This window comes from Chryseobacterium gilvum, from assembly GCF_025628965.1.
GTDB classification, from domain to species: Bacteria; Bacteroidota; Bacteroidia; order Flavobacteriales; family Weeksellaceae; genus Chryseobacterium; species Chryseobacterium gilvum.
This window is the reverse complement of record NZ_JAOTEN010000001.1, coordinates 1,278,630-1,299,852: the sequence shown is the minus strand read 5'-3', so window position 1 is coordinate 1,299,852 and position 21,223 is coordinate 1,278,630. Positions and strand designations below refer to the sequence as shown.

General features: G+C 36.5%; 17 protein-coding genes. 10 read left to right on the top strand and 7 right to left on the bottom strand.

Annotated features, from left to right (window positions below):
• Positions 1 to 45 precede the first annotated feature (45 nt).
• Both N0B16_RS06025 and N0B16_RS06020 read right to left on the bottom strand, forming a co-directional pair.
• Positions 46 to 1,776, bottom strand: coding sequence for a cellulase family glycosylhydrolase (locus N0B16_RS06025; RefSeq protein WP_262989828.1), 1,731 nt, complete (start codon positions 1,774 to 1,776; stop codon positions 46 to 48).
• Positions 1,777 to 2,034: 258 nt separating this feature from the next.
• The gene (locus tag N0B16_RS06020; protein ID WP_262989827.1) at positions 2,035 to 2,997 is read right to left on the bottom strand and encodes a Gfo/Idh/MocA family protein; all 963 of its coding nucleotides are present in this window, start codon (positions 2,995 to 2,997) and stop codon (positions 2,035 to 2,037) included.
• A gap of 118 nt (positions 2,998 to 3,115) precedes the next feature.
• Here N0B16_RS06020 and N0B16_RS06015 point away from each other — a divergent pair, with 118 nt between their 5' ends.
• From N0B16_RS06015 to N0B16_RS05990, 6 genes are all read left to right on the top strand, one after another.
• Positions 3,116 to 3,766, top strand: a complete 651-nt coding sequence (locus tag N0B16_RS06015) for a protein-L-isoaspartate(D-aspartate) O-methyltransferase (protein WP_262989825.1) — start codon at positions 3,116 to 3,118, stop codon at positions 3,764 to 3,766.
• Positions 3,767 to 3,768: 2 nt separating this feature from the next.
• Positions 3,769 to 4,164 (top strand): DUF1801 domain-containing protein, encoded by a 396-nt coding sequence (locus N0B16_RS06010; RefSeq protein ID WP_262989824.1) that lies wholly within the window; start codon positions 3,769 to 3,771, stop codon positions 4,162 to 4,164.
• A 112-nt stretch (positions 4,165 to 4,276) separates the two neighbouring features.
• A complete protein-coding gene (locus tag N0B16_RS06005) occupies positions 4,277 to 4,579 on the top strand; it encodes a hypothetical protein (RefSeq protein WP_262989823.1) in 303 nt (100 codons plus the stop codon).
• Positions 4,580 to 4,758: 179 nt separating this feature from the next.
• Positions 4,759 to 8,958 (top strand): FIDD domain-containing protein, encoded by a 4,200-nt coding sequence (locus N0B16_RS06000; protein WP_262989822.1) that lies wholly within the window; start codon positions 4,759 to 4,761, stop codon positions 8,956 to 8,958.
• 199 nt (positions 8,959 to 9,157) lie between these two features.
• Complete coding sequence (hutU, locus tag N0B16_RS05995) at positions 9,158 to 11,143, top strand: urocanate hydratase (protein WP_262989821.1); 1,986 nt, start codon at positions 9,158 to 9,160, stop codon at positions 11,141 to 11,143.
• A gap of 5 nt (positions 11,144 to 11,148) precedes the next feature.
• Entirely contained in the window at positions 11,149 to 11,601 is a 453-nt protein-coding gene (locus N0B16_RS05990; protein WP_262989820.1) for a hypothetical protein, read from the top strand.
• Between the two features lie 170 nt (positions 11,602 to 11,771).
• On the opposite strand, the gene N0B16_RS05985 is transcribed toward N0B16_RS05990, so the two are convergent.
• A complete protein-coding gene (locus N0B16_RS05985) occupies positions 11,772 to 13,445 on the bottom strand; it encodes an RNA/DNA-binding domain-containing protein (RefSeq protein ID WP_262989819.1) in 1,674 nt (557 codons plus the stop codon).
• Positions 13,446 to 13,736: 291 nt separating this feature from the next.
• On the opposite strand from N0B16_RS05985, the gene N0B16_RS05980 reads away from it, so the two are divergent.
• Positions 13,737 to 13,925, top strand: coding sequence for a hypothetical protein (locus N0B16_RS05980; protein ID WP_262989818.1), 189 nt, complete (start codon positions 13,737 to 13,739; stop codon positions 13,923 to 13,925).
• A 15-nt stretch (positions 13,926 to 13,940) separates the two neighbouring features.
• On the opposite strand, the gene N0B16_RS05975 is transcribed toward N0B16_RS05980, so the two are convergent.
• Positions 13,941 to 15,299 (bottom strand): SNIPE associated domain-containing protein, encoded by a 1,359-nt coding sequence (locus N0B16_RS05975; protein WP_262989817.1) that lies wholly within the window; start codon positions 15,297 to 15,299, stop codon positions 13,941 to 13,943.
• Between the two features lie 337 nt (positions 15,300 to 15,636).
• Here N0B16_RS05975 and N0B16_RS05970 point away from each other — a divergent pair, with 337 nt between their 5' ends.
• Positions 15,637 to 16,338 carry a DUF6261 family protein gene (locus N0B16_RS05970; RefSeq protein ID WP_262989816.1) on the top strand — a complete coding sequence of 234 codons (702 nt, stop codon included), beginning with the start codon at positions 15,637 to 15,639 and terminating at the stop codon, positions 16,336 to 16,338.
• Positions 16,339 to 16,444: 106 nt separating this feature from the next.
• Here N0B16_RS05970 and tpx read toward each other — a convergent pair whose 3' ends face one another.
• On the bottom strand, positions 16,445 to 17,017 hold the full coding sequence (gene tpx, locus N0B16_RS05965) for a thiol peroxidase (protein ID WP_262989815.1): 573 nt from the start codon (positions 17,015 to 17,017) through the stop codon (positions 16,445 to 16,447).
• 193 nt (positions 17,018 to 17,210) lie between these two features.
• On the opposite strand from tpx, the gene N0B16_RS05960 reads away from it, so the two are divergent.
• Positions 17,211 to 18,839 (top strand): NADP-dependent glyceraldehyde-3-phosphate dehydrogenase, encoded by a 1,629-nt coding sequence (locus N0B16_RS05960; RefSeq protein WP_262989814.1) that lies wholly within the window; start codon positions 17,211 to 17,213, stop codon positions 18,837 to 18,839.
• Between the two features lie 393 nt (positions 18,840 to 19,232).
• Here N0B16_RS05960 and N0B16_RS05955 read toward each other — a convergent pair whose 3' ends face one another.
• On the bottom strand, positions 19,233 to 19,622 hold the full coding sequence (locus tag N0B16_RS05955) for a YdcF family protein (RefSeq protein ID WP_262989813.1): 390 nt from the start codon (positions 19,620 to 19,622) through the stop codon (positions 19,233 to 19,235).
• Positions 19,623 to 19,754: 132 nt separating this feature from the next.
• Between N0B16_RS05955 and N0B16_RS05950 the strand changes: the two genes are divergently transcribed.
• Positions 19,755 to 20,849: an MBL fold metallo-hydrolase gene (locus tag N0B16_RS05950; RefSeq protein ID WP_262989812.1), complete on the top strand. Its 1,095-nt coding sequence runs from the start codon at positions 19,755 to 19,757 to the stop codon at positions 20,847 to 20,849.
• Here N0B16_RS05950 and N0B16_RS05945 read toward each other — a convergent pair whose 3' ends face one another.
• The gene (locus N0B16_RS05945) at positions 20,850 to 21,137 is read right to left on the bottom strand and encodes a GNAT family N-acetyltransferase (protein ID WP_262989811.1); all 288 of its coding nucleotides are present in this window, start codon (positions 21,135 to 21,137) and stop codon (positions 20,850 to 20,852) included.
• Between the last annotated feature and the right edge of the window lie 86 nt (positions 21,138 to 21,223).

Genomic DNA, 21,223 nt, shown 5'->3' with positions numbered 1-21,223 from the left:
TTTTCTGAAAAATACTTAAAATTATCTGAACTGTACTTAAAATTTTTAATTAACTTCAAAATAATTAATGTTGAGGCCGTCATTTTCAAAATAGAGCCTTATTTTATTTTCAGCTTTTTTGAGGGTAAGTTCTTTTGTGGTAATGGTTTTCCAGTTTTCATTTCCTCCGGTGGAAGGCAGTGAAATAGTGGCTAACTGCTTTCCGGAAGCGTCCTCAATCCGTATTTTTGAATCATTGCTGCTTGCATATCGAATGCTCACGCTATATTGTTTTTCTGCTTTTGAAGAGATTGTATATTGTAGCCATTCTCCGGTTTCCGTTTTTCCGACATAATACTGATTACTGATTTTATCATTACACGGATAAATATCCACTCCGTCGTTTCTCATCTGGTTCCCGGAATTCCACTCAGATCTTTTAGCCTGGTCACTCACCCAAAGATTAACGAAATCTTTATCATAATAAGCAGAATTCATCCTTCCCAAATCATATTCCGAAGCAAAAATTCTTCCCGGAACCTGATGACTTTTAAATGGTTTGGTTGAATTTTCCATGGTCTGTCTGAACATCGCATCAATAATATCATTCTTAATTTCAACATTGCTGAATGCATAGTTATCTGCGATTTTCATTAAAGTCTTTGTCGCAAATTCTTTTGATGGTTTTTCACCGCCGTTTTTCCAATAATCTAACAGTTTTTGATATTCGGGAGTTATTTTTACATTGGTAATTCCGGCGATGTTATCAATCTTTTTCATAGGCCAGAACGCATATCCGATATTATGCTTATCTAATAGCTGAATGAGTTCTGTAAACCACACATTGGAATTTTCTCCGGTTTCTCCCAGCCAGATCGGAGTATTGTATTTCTGTCTTAAATCTAAAGCAAATTTTAGGGTTTCATCATTATTATAGTTCCAGTATTTATGGAAGCTGAACACCATATTGTTGTCCCAAAGTGATGTTAAACCGTTGTAGTTATTTCCCCAACCGTTCCCTTCAATGATGATGATATGCTTTTTATCAACCGCACGAATGGCTTCTGTAATGTCTTTCTGCAATTTCCAGAGCGGGGCATTTGACATTTCGTCGGTACCGTTTTTGTTTTGTCCGGTAAAGTTGATGTTGGGTTCATTAATGAGATCATAACCACCAATCCAGACTTCATTTTTGTACTTTTCGGCCAGTTTTTTCCAAAGTGCGATGGTCTTTTTCTGATTTTCTTCACTTTCCCAAAGTGACGGTTTTGATTTATCATTGTCAGAAATATTGACATCATTTCCTTGTCCGCCCGGAGCTGCATGAAGGTCTAAAATCAAATACATTTTATTGTCTGCACACCATTTCAGCAGATCATCAGTCATTCCAAAGCCTTCTTCAAGCCATGTGTTTTGCCCTTTTACTGGCTCTTTTTCGATGGGTAATGTATATAAATTGTAATGCATCGGAAGTCTTATTGAGTTGAATCCCGCTTTTTTCAAGAAATCTATATCCTGTTTTGTAATACCATTTTTTAAGTAGGCTTTATAAAATGCATTCATCCCCTCTTGGCCGACCAATTCTGCAATTTTTTCTTTAATTTTATATTGCGGGCCCGCAAAATCTGCAGTTTTCAGCATATATCCTTCCTGCAGCATCCATCCGCCTAATCCTAAACCTCTTAACTGAATATTTTCGCCTTTATCGTTTACAATTTTTTGACCTTGCGTTTTGAGTAATTGTGATGTCCCAAATTGAGACAATAAAAGTGCGGATATAATGATAGCTTTTTTCATAGTTGTTGGTTTACAAATGTTAGGAGATTATTTAGAAATTTATTTTAGATAATCACAAATATATTTAAAAATAATTGAATGGAAATTAAAATAATAATGAAAAGGATTAAATTTTGATGAGCAATTTTTTCAATCTAATTTAAAAGAAGATTAAGTTTTGGCTAAAGCCATTTGATTTGTGTTAAATAAAAAAACGGGCTAAAGCCCGTTTATATAGATGTTTAAAAAATATAAAAGTATATTGTTGTGTATTAAAAACTAAGAAATCAGTTTCATAATCTCCAATGCTACTTTTAATGCTTCCGTTCCGTCTTCCAGAGAAACTTCTACATTTTTATGTTCCATAATCGCATCGGCAAAAGAATTCAGCTCATCCAAGATTGCATTATTCGGCTGTATATTTGGATATTCAAATAAAATCTGGTTTTTTTCACCATCTGCATTTTCAATGATCATATCAAATGGAGTAGGGTTTTCAGGCGCATCTTGCATTCGGATAACCTCCGCTTTTTTCTCTAAAAAATCAACAGATATATAAGCGTCTTTCTGGAAAAAACGGCTTTTTCGCATGGCCTTCATAGAAATCCTTGAGGTCGTAAGATTGGCAACACATCCGTTTTCAAATTCAATTCTGGCATTGGTAATGTCCGGAGTTTTGCTGACTACACAAACGCCGCTTGCGTGAATTTTTTTCACTTTTGATTTTACTACACTCAACAAAATATCCAGATCATGAATCATTAAGTCTAAAACCACAGAAACATCTGTTCCACGGGGATTGAATTCAGCCAAACGGTGAATTTCTATAAACATCGGATTCTGAATATAATCTTTAGCCCCGATAAATGCAGGATTGTATCTCTCAACATGACCTACCTGAGCTTTGATCCCATATTCACGGCATTTGTACAGAATTTCTTCAGCCTGCTCCAGAGTCTGAGTAACCGGTTTTTCAATAAAAAAATGCAGCCCTTTATTGATTGCCTTCAAAGCATAATCGTAGTGATAAAGCGTAGGCGTTACAATATCCAGCATATCGATTTTGTCCATCAGATCATCCAGGTTTTCAAAAAAAGGATATCCGAATTCAGCTTCTAGTTTTTTCCCGTTTTCAATATCTTTATCGTGGAAACCGACTAAATCATATTTATCCGACTGATTAAGAAGCTTCAGATGTATTTTTCCTAAATGTCCGGCGCCTACCAAACCTGCTTTTAACATAGCTTTTAATTTTTGTAAAGATAGTAATTTTAGGGATTAGGATGCAGATGATCGGTTTAGGTTGATAGGTAATGATTGTTTTCCTATTTTTGTAAAAACTCAATACAACGCTATATAAATGCAGGATTCTTTCGCACATAAAGGAAAAAGAAAAATTTTGGTTGAATATCTCCGCCATAAAATCGGTATTTCTGATGAAAATGTACTTGCAGCCATCAATGAAGTTCCCAGACACGTTTTCATCGAAAGCATTTTTGAAGATTTTGCGTATGAAGACCGTGCTTTTCCGATCTTATCCCATCAAACCATTTCGCATCCATCTACTGTTGCTGAACAGTCAGAATTGCTCCAGCTGAAGCCGGGTGAAAAAGTATTGGAAATAGGAACAGGCTGCGGTTATCAGACGGCTGTTTTATTAGCAATGAAAGGTCTGGTGTACACGATAGAGAGACAAAAAGATCTGTTTGATTTTTCTAAAAAAAAGTTCAGAGAGCTTCACCTGCATCCGAAGTTTCAGAGTTTTGGAGATGGTTTTGCGGGGCTTCCTACCTTTGCGCCATTCGATAAGATCATTGTGACGTGCGGAGCGTCTGTATTGCCTACAGAATTATTAAAACAGCTGAAAGTGGGCGGTAAAATGGTGATTCCTCTCGGACTTACTGACGAACAGGTCTTATACAGATTCACGAAAATTTCACTTACGGAAATCGAAAAAGAAGAGTTTGGGGCCTATAAATTTGTTCCCATGCTGAATAATACGAGTAAATAATAATGATACATCCTGATATTGTAAACTATAATTCGGTTGTACCCGAATCACAACGTGAAATTTGCATGGTTCTTTCTTCGGTAATCGATCGTGAATTAAATAATGCTGAAAACAAAATCTGGCATTCGCATCCGGTCTGGTTTCTGGAAGGAAACCCCGTTGTAGGATACAGCATACAGAAAAAAGGAATCCGCCTGATGTTTTGGAGCGGAAAATCATTCGGCGAACCAAAACTCAATATTGAAGGAGCAAAGTTTAAAGATGCTTCTGTATTTTTCAATAACATAAAAGAATTTAATGAAGATGATCTCAAACGATGGCTCATAAAATCACATGAAATACAATGGGATTATAAAAATATCGTAAAACGTAAAGGCGAATTGATCAGGTTAAAGTAAAAGATCTCATGTCTTCTTGAATGTATTATATAAAAAAATCTATAAAATTTAAAAGTTACCTTCAGCTTGGAATCATTTTTGACATCGTTTAAAAACACTAAACAGAATTATTATGATACAGGAAGACAATAACTCTTATGAGCAGGAAAAAAACTTGGAAGAGATGGATTACAGCCCGAGTGAAGATATTTTTAACAGAGAAAAGCATATTCCGCTAGATGGTGATGGAAATCCTATTATCAATGCCAATCATGTGAATGATGGAATGCCTTACGGATTGGATATACCCGGAGCAGAAGATGATGATAATTTTGAGCAGATTACCAATCAGCTTCCGGATGAAGAAAATGATTTTTACAGCGAAAGTGATAATGAAGACGATCATGAGGAAGAAAATGATGACATCATCACCTAACAACAATTTAAAGTATAAAGCTGTCTCTTGCGAGATGGCTTTTTTTATGTGAATATAATATTAATTATTGATAAAAAAATATTTATGATTACTTTATTTGTAATAAAAAAATGGTAATTTTAACAAGGCTTTAACAAAAGTCAATTATGATCAGGATTATAATTTAATGCCAAATCTTTATGAAAAAAAATCTATCTGTTATCATATTATTCATTGCCACCTATCTATTTGGGCAGGCTCCGCTTCAGGTAAAGGTGAAAGATGCTTCGGGGAATGAAAATTTTCATGTTTCGTGTACCAATGATCTGGATGCAAATGGCTGTAAGCTGCTTCATGTAGAATACCCTACAATTAAAGAGACCAATACGTATGCCGTAACATCCGAAGTATACAATCCTGCGATTCCTTTAAATCAGGGGACTGCGCTGAATGCCAATTTTGATGATCTTTTTGCCGTAAAACTGGATCTTCCGTTTTCATTCTGCTTTTTCAGTCAGAATTTTAATTCATTGGTTGTAGGTTCAAACGGGATGGTAACTTTTGATGCCAGTCAACTAGGAAATATCAATTACCCTAATGTTTTTTGGCAAAACCCAAATGTAAATTTGCCCAAAAATTCAATTTTCGGGGTGTATCACGATTTGGTGTTTTCCACATCAGATGCTTCAGAAATTTATTATTCTACCATAGGAACGGCACCATACAGAAAATTTGTGGTCAATTTCTATGAAGGCAGGGTGGCCGGCTGTACAGACCGCTCTTCTTCACAGATTGTTTTGCATGAAACAACCAATATTGTAGAAGTCTTCGTAGAGAAAAAACTGACTCCCTGTGCAACCAGGAAGTTTGAGAATGCGCTCATCGGAATTATGAATAACGACGGAACTTTAGGATATTCTCCTGCTGCAAGAAATACAGGAAACTGGGAGGCGCTGCAGGAAGCCTACCGTTTCAGTCCCACCGGAAATACCATTTTGCCTGAAGTAACATGGTCAAATTCTGCAGCACAGGTTATAGCCACCGGAGTTCAGACCAATGTCTGTCCTACACAAAACGAAACCTATACGGCAACTGTAAAATTCAATGCGTGCGGAAACAGTTTTCTTACCTTCACCGATGATTTTATTATCGATTTTGATGCTTCCTATCCGGTCGCAAAAAATTACAGTCAGAATTTTTGTGGAAACACTCCTGTGAACATAGATCTTAACAGTTTTAAACCCAATCTGACTTCACAGAATCCCGCCAATTTTAATTTTACATTCCATTCTACACTTCAGGATGCACAGTCAGGCCAGAATGCATTGTCTACAACCTACATTCTTAATGCCAATGCGATATTGTATGTAAGAATTCAGAACCCTTCGGTTCCCGGATGTTTCAGAGTAGCCGTTCTTACCCTTAATTTTCTCAGTAAAAACCTGCTAAAAAATCTAGTTGAAGTTTGTGATACCAATAATAACGGGGTAGAAAACGGATATGATTTAACCCTGCTTAATTCTCAGATTCTTCCGGCAGGAACGACCGGGATTTCGTATCATCAGACTCAGAATAATGCGCAAAACAATACGAATCCTATTCTTACAACCAATATTACAGGTTCTGCACAAATATGGGTAAGAGTTCAGGATGCAGCATGCACCTATGTATTGGGGCCACTTACACTTCAGTTAAAGCCGGGTGTCAATGCCAATTCACCAATCAATTATCAATATACGGTCTGTGATATCAACGCAGATAATTCAGAACCGTTTGATTACAGTCTCACTTTGGGGCCTTTAATTTCTACTCAGCCGGGCGCTACTTTTGTTGCGTATAACACCTATGCAGAAGCTTTTAGTGGGGTAGGAGCTAATTTAAGTACCATAAAAAAAGGAATTTATCAGATATTTGTACGGGTAGAAATTCCGGGTGGATGTTTTACGGTGGTTCAGGTGAATATGGACGTAACCTTTACAGAAATTAAAGTCAATGAAAAAAATGAATACATTTGCTTTAACGGAACCGATGATATCAGCTTCAATCTACAGGCACTTTCTACTAATATGCTGGTTCAGCCAGCTTCCGTGCCTGTTGTAGAATTTTATGCATCTTATGCAGACGCGTCATTCGGGATAAATCCTATTTCGCCCAATCAGACTGTAACCACCAATGGTGATTTGGTTACCACAACCTATTACGTACGTTTCGAACAGTCTGATGATTGCTATACAATTAGAGCATTAAATGTTCACCTGGTTCATCCTGTAATTGTAGCTTCTAATTTCAGTATTTGTGATTTTAATAATGATAATACGGAAAATGTTGCTTTAACCCCATTTACGGGAGCGATCATTGGGACTCAGAATGCAACAGTATTGTTTTATCAGACCCTCGCTAATGCACAGTCAGGAACCAATCCTATTACAAATGCAACAATAACAGGAAATAATCAGATTTTCGCTAAAATAACCTCGTACAATTGTGTGCAGATTTATCCGGTCAGCTTTTCGTTGAGTTCAACTCCGGCAGTTAATGCGACGGTGAATGTAGCACTAAACAATATCTGTGACAATAATAATGACGGGATCGAAATCTACAATCTTACCTTATCCCAACCTCAGATCTACAGTGGATCTTCCGCTGTAACGTTTACTTATTATACTTCTTATGATGCGGCGGCTCATACTTTTTCAGGACAGATTACAGATCCTGCACAGTTTCCGGTACAGGGCAATGCGACGGTATATGTAAAAGTACAATCGAACAGCGGCGAGTGTTTTTCTGCGTCTCAATTGAATATTCAAATGACATTTTTGCCACCTGTTGTGTTACAAAATGCAGTTTTAAATACTTGTGACGAAGATTTTAATCTGAGTGAGACATTCCAGCTGAATGATGCGGTTTCGCAGATGTTTATACCGGCTCAGAATACCTATTCACTATCCGGGATCACTATTTCGTATTATCTTACAGCCGCAGAAGCCAATGCAGGTGTTCCGTCGACTCAAATAGGAAATACGATAACGACCAATGTCTCAACGGTACAGGTTTGGGCAAGATTCCAGGCCAATTCTACAGGATGTTTCTCTGTGGCACCTATTCAGCTGAACACTTATTTTCCTCCGAAAGCCATCAATTCTACCATTATGGTTTGCGATAATAATCTTGATGGAAGCTATGAAGTCAACCTGTTGAATTTTACCAATCTGTATGTAGATATTCCGAATCCGATGAATACATTCAGTTTTTATCTTACCCAACAGGATGCGCAGAATAATGTGAATGCCATTCCCAATCCGCAGAATTTTATGGCGCAGCCATTTCCGGCTCAGATTTGGGTTAAAATTCAGAATATTCCCGGGTGTGACGATATTGCGACGATCAGCTTTATTTTAGGGGATAAAGTAGTGCTTCAGAATGCAGGTCCTTTTAATTTGAATGATGTCTGCGACACGGGTAATAACGGGATTGAAAATGTCGATTTAACCCAGTTTCAGCAGCAAATCTATACCGGAAGCGGTACAACCTTTACATATTATCCGAGTTTGGCAGATCTGAATGCGGGAACCAATGCGATTTCCAATCCGGGCAGTTATCAGTTTAATCAGAACTTAGGATCCAATACGATTTATGTAAAAGTAAATGCTCAGGGATTCTGCCCTGAAATGGCAACGATAAAAATTACCCTGAAAAAAGTGCCGATGTTTGATATTCCTACGCAGTATTTCTGTCCGGACGGTAATTTCAAATATACATTACAGGTTCAGGGATTCAATATTACATCGTATATCTGGACCAATCCTTCCGGACAAGTAGTTTCCACCACCGATACTGTTACAGGTATTGCAGTAGGAACCTATTCAGTAACGGTAACGGCAGATAACGGATGTTCTTACACCACCACTTTTGAAGCAAAACATTACGATGTTCCGGTCATCAAGGAGCTCATAGCCAGCGGAAACAGCTATACCGTTATCGCTACAGGTTCGCAGCCTATCGTCTATTCTATAGACGGCGTAACTTGGCAGTCCGGAAATGTGTTCTACAATCTGCCTACAGGAATTACCACTTTCTATGTGCGATATCTTGAAGGAACGTGTATCATCAAACAGGATGGTGTTATCCTGGATATTAAAAACGCTATTACACCCAACGGAGATGGCAAAAATGACCGATGGATCATCAGAAACCTTCATGTATTCGGAAATAAAATGACTAATGTAAAAGTGTTTGACCGTTATCAGTATTTGATTTTTGAGCAAAACACCAATACGCAGATCGATTGGGACGGTACTATTGCAGGACGGCCAATCCCGACTTCCAGTTACTGGTACGTCATCACACTTCCGGATGGAAGAACATTTACCGGTTGGGTACTTGTCAAAAACAATAATTAACAGTGTAATAAAAAACTCTTCAGCCTCATTGATTTTTCAGTGAGGCTTTTTATCATCTGAAAACAACAATAATGATGGACTGTATTTCTGCGAGTAAAGCAGTCGGCGTATTTTTTACCATTTTGTTGCATTGTATTTTCTAATTTGAATATCTTTAAAACTTCGAAATATAGAATGTAAACACAACATTAAACGAAATATGACTTTCCAGGAACAGATACAACAGGGGATTCCCGCAGAATTACCAAAGCCGAAACCATACGAAACCCAGATCAACCACGCTCCGAAACGCAAAGAAATTTTAACGGATGAAGAGAAAAAATTAGCCTTAAAAAATGCGTTGCGCTATTTTGATCCGAAATTCCATGCAGAATTGCTGCCCGAATTTAAGGAAGAACTGGAAATGTACGGCAGAATTTACATGTATCGTTTCCGTCCGGATTACGAAATGAAAGCACGGCCGATCTCAGAATACCCCGGAAAATCTGAACAGGCAAAAGCCATTATGTTGATGATTCAGAATAACCTGGATTATGCAGTGGCGCAACATCCCCACGAACTGATCACCTACGGTGGAAATGGAGGCGTATTCTCCAACTGGGCGCAATATCTTCTCACCATGGAATACCTGTCGGAAATGACCGACGAACAGACTTTAACCATGTATTCCGGGCATCCGATGGGATTGTTCCCGTCTCATAAAGACGCGCCGAGAGTCGTGGTTACCAACGGAATGGTGATCCCCAATTATTCTAAACCCGATGATTGGGAAAAATTCAATGCGTTGGGCGTCTCGCAGTACGGGCAAATGACGGCGGGAAGCTACATGTATATTGGTCCGCAGGGAATTGTACACGGAACTACGATTACGGTTTTAAATGCGTTTAGAAAAATTAATAAAGAGCCAAAAGGCGGCTTGTTTGTGACTTCCGGATTGGGCGGAATGTCCGGAGCGCAGCCCAAAGCAGGAAATATAGCAGGTTGCGTTACCGTCTGCGCAGAAGTGAATCCGAAAATTACTAAAATCCGCCATGAGCAGAAATGGGTCAATGAAATTCATGAAAACCTGGACGAGTTAGTTGCAAGAGTCAGAAAAGCGCAGGAAAATCAGGAAACGGTTTCGCTGGCGTATCTCGGAAATATCGTTGAGGTTTGGGAAAAATTTGATCAGGAAAATGTAAGAATCGATATCGGTTCAGACCAGACTTCGCTTCACAATCCTTGGGCGGGAGGCTATTATCCTGCCGGACAAAGCTTTGAAGAATCCAACAGAATGATGGCAGAACAGCCTGAACTGTTCAGGGAAAAAGTACAGGAAACCTTAAGAAGGCATGCTGCAGCGATCAATACACATACTGAAAAAGGAACGTATTTCTTCGATTACGGAAACGCCTTTTTATTGGAAGCTTCCAGAGCCGGAGCCGATGTGATGTCTGATCATCCGACGTTGGGAAGAGAATTCAAATTCCCTTCGTATGTTCAGGATATTATGGGGCCGATGTGTTTTGATTACGGTTTCGGGCCGTTCCGTTGGGTATGCGCGAGCGGAAATCCGGAAGATCTGCAGAAAACCGATGAAATCGCGTGTCAGGTTTTGGAAGAAATGATTAAAACCTCTCCTGAAGAAATCCAGCAGCAGATGAAAGACAATATCCAGTGGATCAAAGGGGCACAGGAAAATCAACTGGTGGTGGGTTCACAGGCAAGAATCCTATACGCCGATGCAGAAGGAAGAATGAAAATCGCTGAATCATTCAACAAAGCTATTCAAAACGGGGAAATCGGGCCTGTTGTTTTAGGAAGGGATCATCATGATGTTTCGGGGACCGATTCTCCGTACCGGGAAACTTCCAATATTTATGACGGTTCAAGATTTACCGCAGATATGGCGATTCAGAATGTGATTGGGGATAGTTTCCGTGGGGCAACCTGGGTTTCTATTCACAACGGCGGCGGTGTCGGTTGGGGAGAAGTGATCAACGGTGGTTTCGGGATGTTATTGGACGGAAGCGACGATGCCGACAGAAGATTAAAATCAATGCTGTTCTGGGATGTCAACAACGGAATTTCCAGACGAAGTTGGGCCAGAAATGAGGGAGCTGTTTTCGCCATTAAAAGAGCCATGGAAGCCGAACCGAATTTGAAGGTGACATTGCCGAATTTTGTGGATGAGGGTTTGTTTTAAACTGCATGAAAGAATTCAAAATAAAATCTTCTCTATTTTCTTCAATGCAATTATTTGATGAGAATGGAGAACTTGTTGGCGAACTTTTTTTTAATTTGATTTCAGGTTTTAAAGAAAAAATAAAAATTAATCAAGACGTTTTTAAAATAAAAAATGTTCATTTTCTGGGAACCGATATAGAAATTGTTGATCAGAACGATAAGTTACTAATAGAATCAGATATTTTACAAAGCATATTGATTTATTATGGAAGTTCTAAAGAGATTTACACATATGAAAATGCAGGCTGGTTTAATAATAAAATGAGTGTATTCAGAAAGTCGGAATTAGTCATCACCATAAATAAAAAAGGAATTTTTAAAACTCAATATGAAATAAAAGTGGCAGACGGTTTCAAAAATTATTTAGTGATTTTAACCTTTTTAAATTTCTACATTAGGATTTTATCGAATGATTAATAAAATATTTGTCGCTGTTTTCGCCATTAAAGAGCCATGGAAGCTGAGCCGAATTTGAAAGTGACGTTGCCGAATTTTGTGGACGAAAGTTTGTTTTAAAACTTTTTAGATATGAGAAAAACCTGCTATGAGGCAGGTTTTTCTATATCAAAAAAAAATTGTAAATAACTTTATTTTAAACTCCATCTACTACTCCTACTTTTACCAACATTTTTAACATATTTTAGTTTGCTTAAAAAGTTAAAGGTTACACTTGCCCTTGAAAATGATAATAATGTTTTTACTTCTTCATTAGTTGCATTTCTATGTTTTTTAAGATATAAAAAAAGATTTACATGTTTTTCAGAATTTGCAGCTTGCCTAAAAGGCTTTGACACGTCTAACCATATATCTCCAACCGAAGTCGTTGTTATATAAATACCATTATTATTGCCCTTCAATTCTATGTATTTCTTCATTTCATTCCTATTTAATGATTTTGAAATTTCAATCCAGGGATCTTTATACTTTTTTTTCAAATCTTTTTCAGCTTCTAAAACATCTATATATCCAACATTACAAAGTTTATTAATTAAATATAAGTCTGTTATACTGCAATCATCTATATATTTCTGAGTTAAAATAAAAACCGGAATTTTAATATATTCTGCTGGCATTTTTACTTCAATATTGGAAAGATTTTCAGTCCAAATAGGAAAATCTCTTCCATATTTTAAAGAATTTAAGCTTATTCGTAATACTCCCATTCCGGCCCTGTCAACTAATTGAAAAGCCATTAACAACTTTGCTAAGGATTTGTTTCTATGTCGTGGTTCATGATAGGAAATATTTTCTTCTGTAACGCCACCATAAAATTTTCCAGGATTAGAAATAATTAATTCATCCCCTTTATGATTAATACTAATCATACCATCAATTGAATAGTCCCTGTGTACAATAGAATTAAGAAAAGCTTCGTGAAATGCTTGTGGGTCTAAAGGTGTTAATTCGTATTCTTGTTCATTATATGTGATTTTTCCTACTTTATTACATGTGTCAAAGTAATCTTTGGCTATTTTTATATTATTCCATATACAATCATTCCAGACATCATTAATTTTTAGTTGTCCACTATTTGTTCTCCAAGAAAAACGAAACTCATAATTGCCTAAGTATTTTTCGATTTCTAATACCTGACCAAGAAATAATAATCCTGAATAGTTCAAAATTCCATTTCTAGTAGCACCAATACTTTCTAAAAATGCTTCATTAGTGAGAGTATCTACTTGAATTTTTCTTCTAGTACAAAAATCTGCTTTAGCCTCTTGTACAGCTTTATCGTTTAGAATATGTAGTGGATTTTCTAAATTTATTTCTTGGCTACTCCAATCATAAGTTTGAAGATTTGTTACAAGCTCTTGAATTTGATAAGGTTCTGCCGGTACACTTGATTTGCCTTCTCTGATATATACTTTACCAGATGATGTGCTTACTATTGTATGAGTAATATTAGGGATGGTTATAATTAAATAGTTTTTTTCTTTAAATTTGAAATATTCTAAAGTAATATTTATTTTAGGTTTTAATCTTCCATTCAATCTTTCTTTGGCAATATCTAAATCAATTATTTCAAATCCATTTAGTTGCTCTATATATTTTAAATTTTTAATATCACTATCATCTTTAACTCCGATAATTATTCTTCCTCCTTTTTTATTTGCAAATGCACAAATTTCATCAGATAAATCCTTTGCATTAAATAATGCATTTGCATCTTTATAATTCTTAAATTCTAATGTTTCTGATTCAAAACTTTCAGAAGGTGTACTTTCTAAATAATGAAATAGTTCGAAAAGATTTATCATAGTATTTTATATATTGTATTTAAAAGTAGGTTTGAATTATGTGTTAATTTAAAATTGTAACTGGCAAATATATAAAACTGATATTATTTTAATTTAAGTATTTCTACTGACTATTGTAAAAAACGACAATTCACCCACTGTTGCAAGTATCTTGCTCGTACCCATAATTTAGCTTTAGACATGAGTTTGAAGCTCGTACTAGCGGATTATGATGCAGAAATATTCATTTAGAAATTCACAAACAACCTTTAAACAAACCACCGGAAACCTCCGTTTATTTAAAACAACCCTATGTGTGACTTCCAGAGTACTCCGGAAGTCTCCTGCAAGTTGTGGGAAACCTCCGGAGGTTTTCTTTGGTTTAAAACAACCCTGTTTGTAACTTCTAAACAACTATGGAAGTCTTCCGCAAGTCGCGGGAAATCTTCGGAGGACTTCTTTGGTTCCAAACAGATTGCGGGAAACCAAAGAAGTTTTTGATATATAATTATAACATTATATAAGAAATTCAGGAAATTTTGATTCTAAAGTTTCTCTTTCTTCTAATTTGATGTCTAAGTTGTTTTTAATTGCGATAGTTTCTTTATATTCCATCGCCTCAGGTTCTGAAGTAAACTCCGCCAAAAATCCCAGTTCTTTAATTTTATTTTCAATTTCTTCAAGAGTAACATTGAAAAATTCTTTTCTAAAATTAAAAAGATTTAGTGCTTTTTCTGCAAAAGCTTTATGAAGTTCATATTCTAACGTTCTTGCTTCATCACTATAAATTAAAGCATGAATATCAAACCTAAAAGGAACAGAAGCGTCTCCTAATTCTTTTATCCTATCCATTGGTTCCAGTCTTCTTGTCATACCAATTTTAAATACATTTTCTCCAAATGACCCAATATTTGAAATTATATAAACGTGACCCCTTTTAGTTTGTTGAGCCATAGATAAAGCCCTTTCCTTTTTTAACCTCGCTTCTTCAAGTTCTTTTTCTAATTCTATTATTTTATTTTGTAATTCTTCAGGATTGCCGTTTTTCTCATTAAAATCTTTTTTAACTTTTTCTAATATTTTAAGATAATAGGCTTCTTCTTTTTCAGCGTCTTTTTGGGCTTTTTCATATTCGCGCCTAGCTTTTTCATCTTCTCTTAATTCCTCTTGTAATGCTCTTAATTCTTCTTTTTCTTGTTGTTTTTTTGCTTGATATTCGTATTCTAAAACAAGTTCCTTCATCTTCAAGTCGAAATAACTTTTGGATATTTCGACTGTTTGACCTTCTCCAAGCTTATTTAATGTAATAAAACCTTTCTTTAATCTTTCTTTTATTTGGTTTACGTTATTCCATTTTACCTTTGCAATCAGCGAATCAGCTTCGCCATTAAAAGCACGTAATATTAATTTTATAAATTTAGTAGTTGATGCTTTACCCTTTGTTAGACTTCCATCAATAGTCCAATTTGTATTACATACTGCTGCAGTTCCTTCTTTAATCATTAATTTTTGAATTGCAATAATTTTGTTTTGCTCTTCTCTAAAATTGTCTGATTTTTCGAAATCATAAATAGGTTCATAAACACCAAATTCAGATAGCTCTAAATTATTTTCAAAAATTGAGATATCATTTTTTAACTTTTCATAAGTTTCACGAGCCTTTATATATTTTTCATTTAACTCTTGAAATTCTACTGTCTGTTTCTCTATTTGTGAAGAAATAATTGTTTTTTCATCTTCTAAATTTTGTATTGAAGAATATTTCTCTAATGCTTTTTCTTTCTCTATTTTAGATTTAGTACAGTTTTCTAAATCAGAGTTTAATTTTTCTATTGTATTTAATTCTTTCTTTTTTAAAAAATCAAAAATTCCCATAGTTTTAAGTTTAATTGGTTATATATATACTGTAATGTCCAAATATAAACAATCTAAACAAGATTATTTTACGGTTTCTCATAATAGAAAATCATAATCAAATAAGAATATTATCGCGAAAACCTTTTACTTTTTAGTTACACAAACTGATAGTAATATCATCGTTATTTTTGTTCCAACTAAAGAATTTTTGGGCGGTAGAACACTTTTGCACACATAAAAACAGTCAGGAGTAAAAATCTTTGCAAGCTTTTTGTTTAAAAAAAATAAGAATAACCTGCGAATTATAATTTTTTCTATATTTGAATTCAATTCATTAATCAAAAAACGCAAACAGATGAAAATTACACTCACTAAGCTGAGCACTAAAGATCTTGCGACTTTAGCTCAGAGAATTATTACCAACAATCAATCAGGAAAATATCCTGTAATTACCAATCATCCGCTTACGGTTACTTTGCAGAACGCTTACAACCAATATGACCAGGTCTACACCAAACAAATCTACAGCGGAAAAGGAGAGGATGTCGCCGCCGCAGATGCCGAAAGAGACCTCGCGTACCGAAACCTGAAATCTTTCCTGAACGGATATCGCAAACTGGTTTCGGTACCCAATTACCAGTTTGCGGAAGATTTATACAGCGTATTTAAAACGTTTGGGTTAGATCTGGATCGCATAAGTTATTCTTCACAAACGGCACAGATGAAAAAGTTAATTGAAGAATTACAAACTCCCGAAAACGCACAGAAGATAACGCTTCTTTCCTTAGATGCCGCTTTTGCAGATATGAAAACCAAGCACGAAGCGTTTGAAATACAGTTTGCAGATCAGGCAGAAGCCAATGCAGACCTCCGACAGATGACGAGTGCAAGTGCGATCCGCAAAGATCTTGAGAAAATATTAAAATCCTATTTCGGACTGATCACCGCCATGAAGGATGTTCCGGGTTGGGAACTGTTTTACAGCGACACCAACGAGCTGGTGAAAGCTGCCAAAAACTCGGAGATCAAAACGAAGAATATTGAAAAACCATCTTAGATGATGAGATGGCACAGCAGATTGCTGAGTTGTATACTTTATTATTTAATCAAAATATAGAAAAAAACCTTTGAAAAATCAAAGGTTTTTATTATTTAGAGTAAAATTAATTCTTCACTGCTTTAATCGCTGCTTCATAATTTGGTTCGTGACCGATATCATCTACCTGCTCTTCATAAATAATCTTTCCGGAAGGATCGATCACGACAACTGCTCTGCTTAACAGTCCTTTCATTACAGAATCTGTAAGCTCAACCCCATACGTTGTTCCAAAATCTGAACGGAAATCTGAAAGCATCACTACATTTTTTATTCCTTCTGCACCACAAAACCGCTTCTGTGCAAAAGGTAAATCTTTGGAAATACACAACACTACTGTATTGGGAATATTTCCTGCATCTTCATTGAAATGATGTACGGAAGCAGAACAGACTCCGGTATCAACACTCGGGAAAATATTAAGAATTACAAACTTTCCTTTGTAAGCCTCTAAAGTCTGGTCTTTCATTGAAACATCTGTAAGGGTAAATTGGGGGGCAGGCTGATTGACTGAAGGTAATTTAGCATAGGTGTGTACTGGTTTTCCTCCCATCAAAACCGTATTGGCTGTTTTGGAATTTTGAGAAAAAGCAAATACGGAAAAGCACAGGAATGCACTGAAAATTAATTTTGAAAACATAATTTTTATTTTTTAAGTTGGCTTTAAAAGCTGAAAAATATTTAGACAAAATTATCTTTTTTTTCACTACCAAAGATTAAATTTAATTCAAACACCCGCAAATAGAGCAAATCTATGGCCTTACTATTTTAAAAGTCAATCTTAAACTCTAACTTTATTCTTTCAAATCTAAAATTATTAAAAAACAACAGGTATGAGCGCAGCAGATACAAGATCATTTCAGGAAATATTTAAAAGCGAAAGCGAAATTCCGGAAGAGTTTAAAATTCCCGAAATTCACCAGAAGGTGTATCTTTTAAACGGCGAACTGGTAGAATGGCATGGAGACGTTACCGAAATCTATTCACCGGTATGCATCCGTACCGAAAACGGCCTGGAACGGAAACTGTTGGGAAGCATCCCGAATATCGGACAAGAAGAAGCCATGAACGTATTGGAAGCTTCTGTAAAAGCCTATGACAACGGGTTGGGAGAATGGCCCACAATGTCTGTAGAAGGCCGCATCCAGTGCATGCAGAAATTTGTGTATTTAATGATTAAAGAGCGTGATCTTATCATTAAGCTCCTCATGTGGGAAATCGGGAAAACCCTGCCGGATTCTACCAAAGAGTTTGACCGTACCGTAGATTATATCAACCAGACTATTGATGCCCTGAAAGACCTAGACCGTGAATCTTCCCGTTTTCAGGAAGCGGAAGGGACTATTGCACAAATCAGGAGAGCGCCGCTCGGCGTAGTGTTAAGCATGGGTCCGTTCAATTATCCTTTAAATGAAATCTTTACAACCCTCATTCCTGCTTTGATCATGGGAAATACCATTCTCTTTAAACTTCCCAAGCATGGCGTTTTAGCACACTATCCTTTACTAAATGCCTTCAAAGAAGCTTTCCCAAAAGGAACCGTAAACACACTGTATGGTAAAGGTGCAGAAATCATCACGCCCATCATGGAAAGCGGAAAAGTGAATGTTTTAGCCTTTATAGGGTCCAGTAAAGTCGCCAACGGACTGAAAAAGCTGCATCCTAAAGTGAACCGTTTACGGGCAATTTTAAGTTTAGATGCCAAAAACGCAGCCATCGTTACCAAAAATGCCAATCTGGATGTTGCCGTAAGCGAGTGTATTCTGGGCGCGCTTTCATTTAACGGACAACGCTGTACTGCCCTGAAGCTGATCTTTGTGCAGAAAGACGTGGCAGAAGAATTTACCCGAAAACTAACGGCAGCAGTTTCTGCAATGAAGCCCGGTCTTCCGTGGGAGAAAGACGTTAAAATCACCCCGCTTCCTGAAGTGAATAAACCGCCATATCTTCGGGAATGTATTGATGATGCTCTGACAAAAGGTGCAAAAGTGTTAAATGAAAATGGTGGTTACAATGAGAAATCATTTGTATTTCCGGCCGTAGTATATCCCGTAAACAGCGAGATGAAGCTGTATCATGAAGAGCAGTTCGGGCCGGTTATTCCGGTGGTTCCTTTTGATAGCATTGATGAGCCGATCGATTATCAGGTAAATGCTTCGCACGGAATGCAGGTCAGCATTTTCAGTGAAGACGCCCTGGAAGTTTCAAAACTAATCGATCCTTTTGTCAATCTGGTGAGCCGTGTCAACATCAACTGTCAGTCGCAGCGTGGCCCCGATGTTTTCCCCTTTACCGGAAGAAAAGACAGCGCGGAAGGTACACTGTCGGTTTTTGATGCACTTCGTTCGTTTTCGATCCGTTCGCTGGTTGCCGCAAAATTAACGGAATCTAATAAGATGCTTCTCAATACGATTGTAAGAGATCATGACTCTAATTTTCTGAGTACAGATTATTTATTTTAAGCTTAGAATTTTAACATACAACCTGCCCTGTAGCAGGTTTTTTTATGACTTTTCTTTTCATTTTAAAGATTGTAATCAGATAAATAAAAAAAATATATAACATTTTTTTCACAAACTCTTCAAAGCATATTACGATGACTTCAGAAGAAAAAGAATTTATCGGCCAGATTGAAAATTTTTTGGGTTTTTGGGGATTTCGGCGGGCTGAAAGCCCGCCGAAATCCCCAAAAAATTTACTCCCAGTAAAAAGCAGGAAATTCTCGTATGATAGAATACAGGTCTCTCCATTCAAAATAATCCGGACTGGTACTGCTCACATTTGTATAACCGCGTTCTCTGAACAGTTTTTTGGTGCGCGTCACATGAAAATACTGCGAAACTACGATGATGCTTTTATATTGCAGTTGCCGATGAAATTTTAACGTATTGATAACGGTTGCTTCCGTAATTGTCAACAACAATAACCGAGTCGGGAATCTGTTTGCGGATTAAAAATTCTTTCATTGTATCTCCTTCGTAAAACCCTTCTTTGCCGAGGCCTCCACTTACCAGAATCATTTTTACACGGCGTTTTGTATAAAGATCTATTCCCGCTTCCAGACGTTTTTCAAGTCTTCGGGATAAGGTTCCGTCTTCATTTACTTTACTTCCCAGAATAACTGCTATATCGGCTTTTCGGCCGTTATCATGCATCCCGTCAATAATAATGTAGAGTGAATGAATGATAAACCATATAAAAATAAATGCAGTGAGGGTCTTAAATACAGTAAAGCTGGTTTTCATGATAAATAGAATAAGACAAAATTAAAATATAATTATTTAAAAAAAGTAAATTCCGTTTTCAATCGTCTCCTTTAAAAAGTCCGTTAAAATATAACGGCGAATTGTATATTTGAAGCTTATACCTCACTTAAAATGATCTATCTAATTATTATTGCCGCAATTATCATTGTACTGACCTATTTTGTAACCTCACAGCCGGTTTTTGGCGCGGCACCTACCGGAAGACGTTTGGAAAGAATCCTGCAATCGAAAAATTATAAAAAAGGCCAATTTCAGAATTTAAGTGATACCCCGTCTCTCGCCGAAGGATATAGTATGCCGAAAGTAATGTACAATTTCTTATTCGGCAAAAAAGATCCGGATCTGAAACCGCATCACCGCGTTCCTGCTTTTCACACCGATTTAAAAAATATTGCTAAAGATCAGGATGTGTATATCTGGTTGGGCCATTCATCTTATTTTATGCAGATAGATGGTGTTTCGTTTCTGATAGATCCGGTGTTAAGCCAATACGGCTCACCGTTCCCGTTTTTTAATAAAGCTTTTGAAGGCTCAGATATTTTTAAACCTGAAGATATTCCTTCTATTGATTATCTGGTTATTACCCATGATCATTATGATCATTTGGATTATCCTACCGTGAAAGCTATTAAAGATAAGATCCAAAAAGTTATTGTACCATTGGGAGTGGGTGCACATTTTGAGAAATGGGGCTATCCGGAAGATCAGCTTTTAGAAGAAGAATGGGGAAGTACGCTCCATCTTAAAAATGATATCAAAATTACGTTTACGCCGGCAAGACATTTTTCGGGCAGAAAATTCAGCAGAAATACCACGCTTTGGACTTCCTATGTGCTGAAAACACCTTCCAAAACTATATTTTTAGGAGGAGACAGCGGTTATGACAATCATTTTAAAATGATTGGTGAAGAGTACGGTCCGTTTGATTATGCCATTCTGGAAAACGGACAATATAACGAAGCCTGGAAGTATATTCACACATTACCGGAAGATTTTATTAAAGTTAGTCATGATATTTGGGCAAAAAATATCATTCCGGTGCATTCAGGGAAATTTGCATTAGCACTTCATGCCTGGAATGAGCCATTGGAAAAGGTTACAGCCCTTGCCAAAGAAAATAATCTTAATCTCCTCACCCCGAGAATTGGTGAAGTTTTAGATTTAAATGCTTCTGATCAACATTTTACCAAATGGTGGAGCACATAATTACTCGTGCCATATTCCTCTGTATCTTTTGGGATGGTTTTCAAGCTGTTGTCTTACAAAATCACATTCCGGATCGATCATAAGATCTTTTTCTTCGGCATACCGCACAAGTTCATCTAGAAGCATTTTTGCATAACCGTGTCCTTCAAGGCCTTCATCAATTTTGGTGTAATATACATTTAGGAGCCTGCCGTCGATCTCAATAGACATGTAGCCTGCTTTTTTTCCGTCAATGATCATCTGCAATTCATCCTGATAAGGCGATATTTGAAAGTTTACATTTTCCATAATAGTGTGCTGTATTTAATTAAAAAGAATTGCTGTTCTTCACTTAAAATTACAAATTATTAAGGAATATCAGGAATTAAATTTAT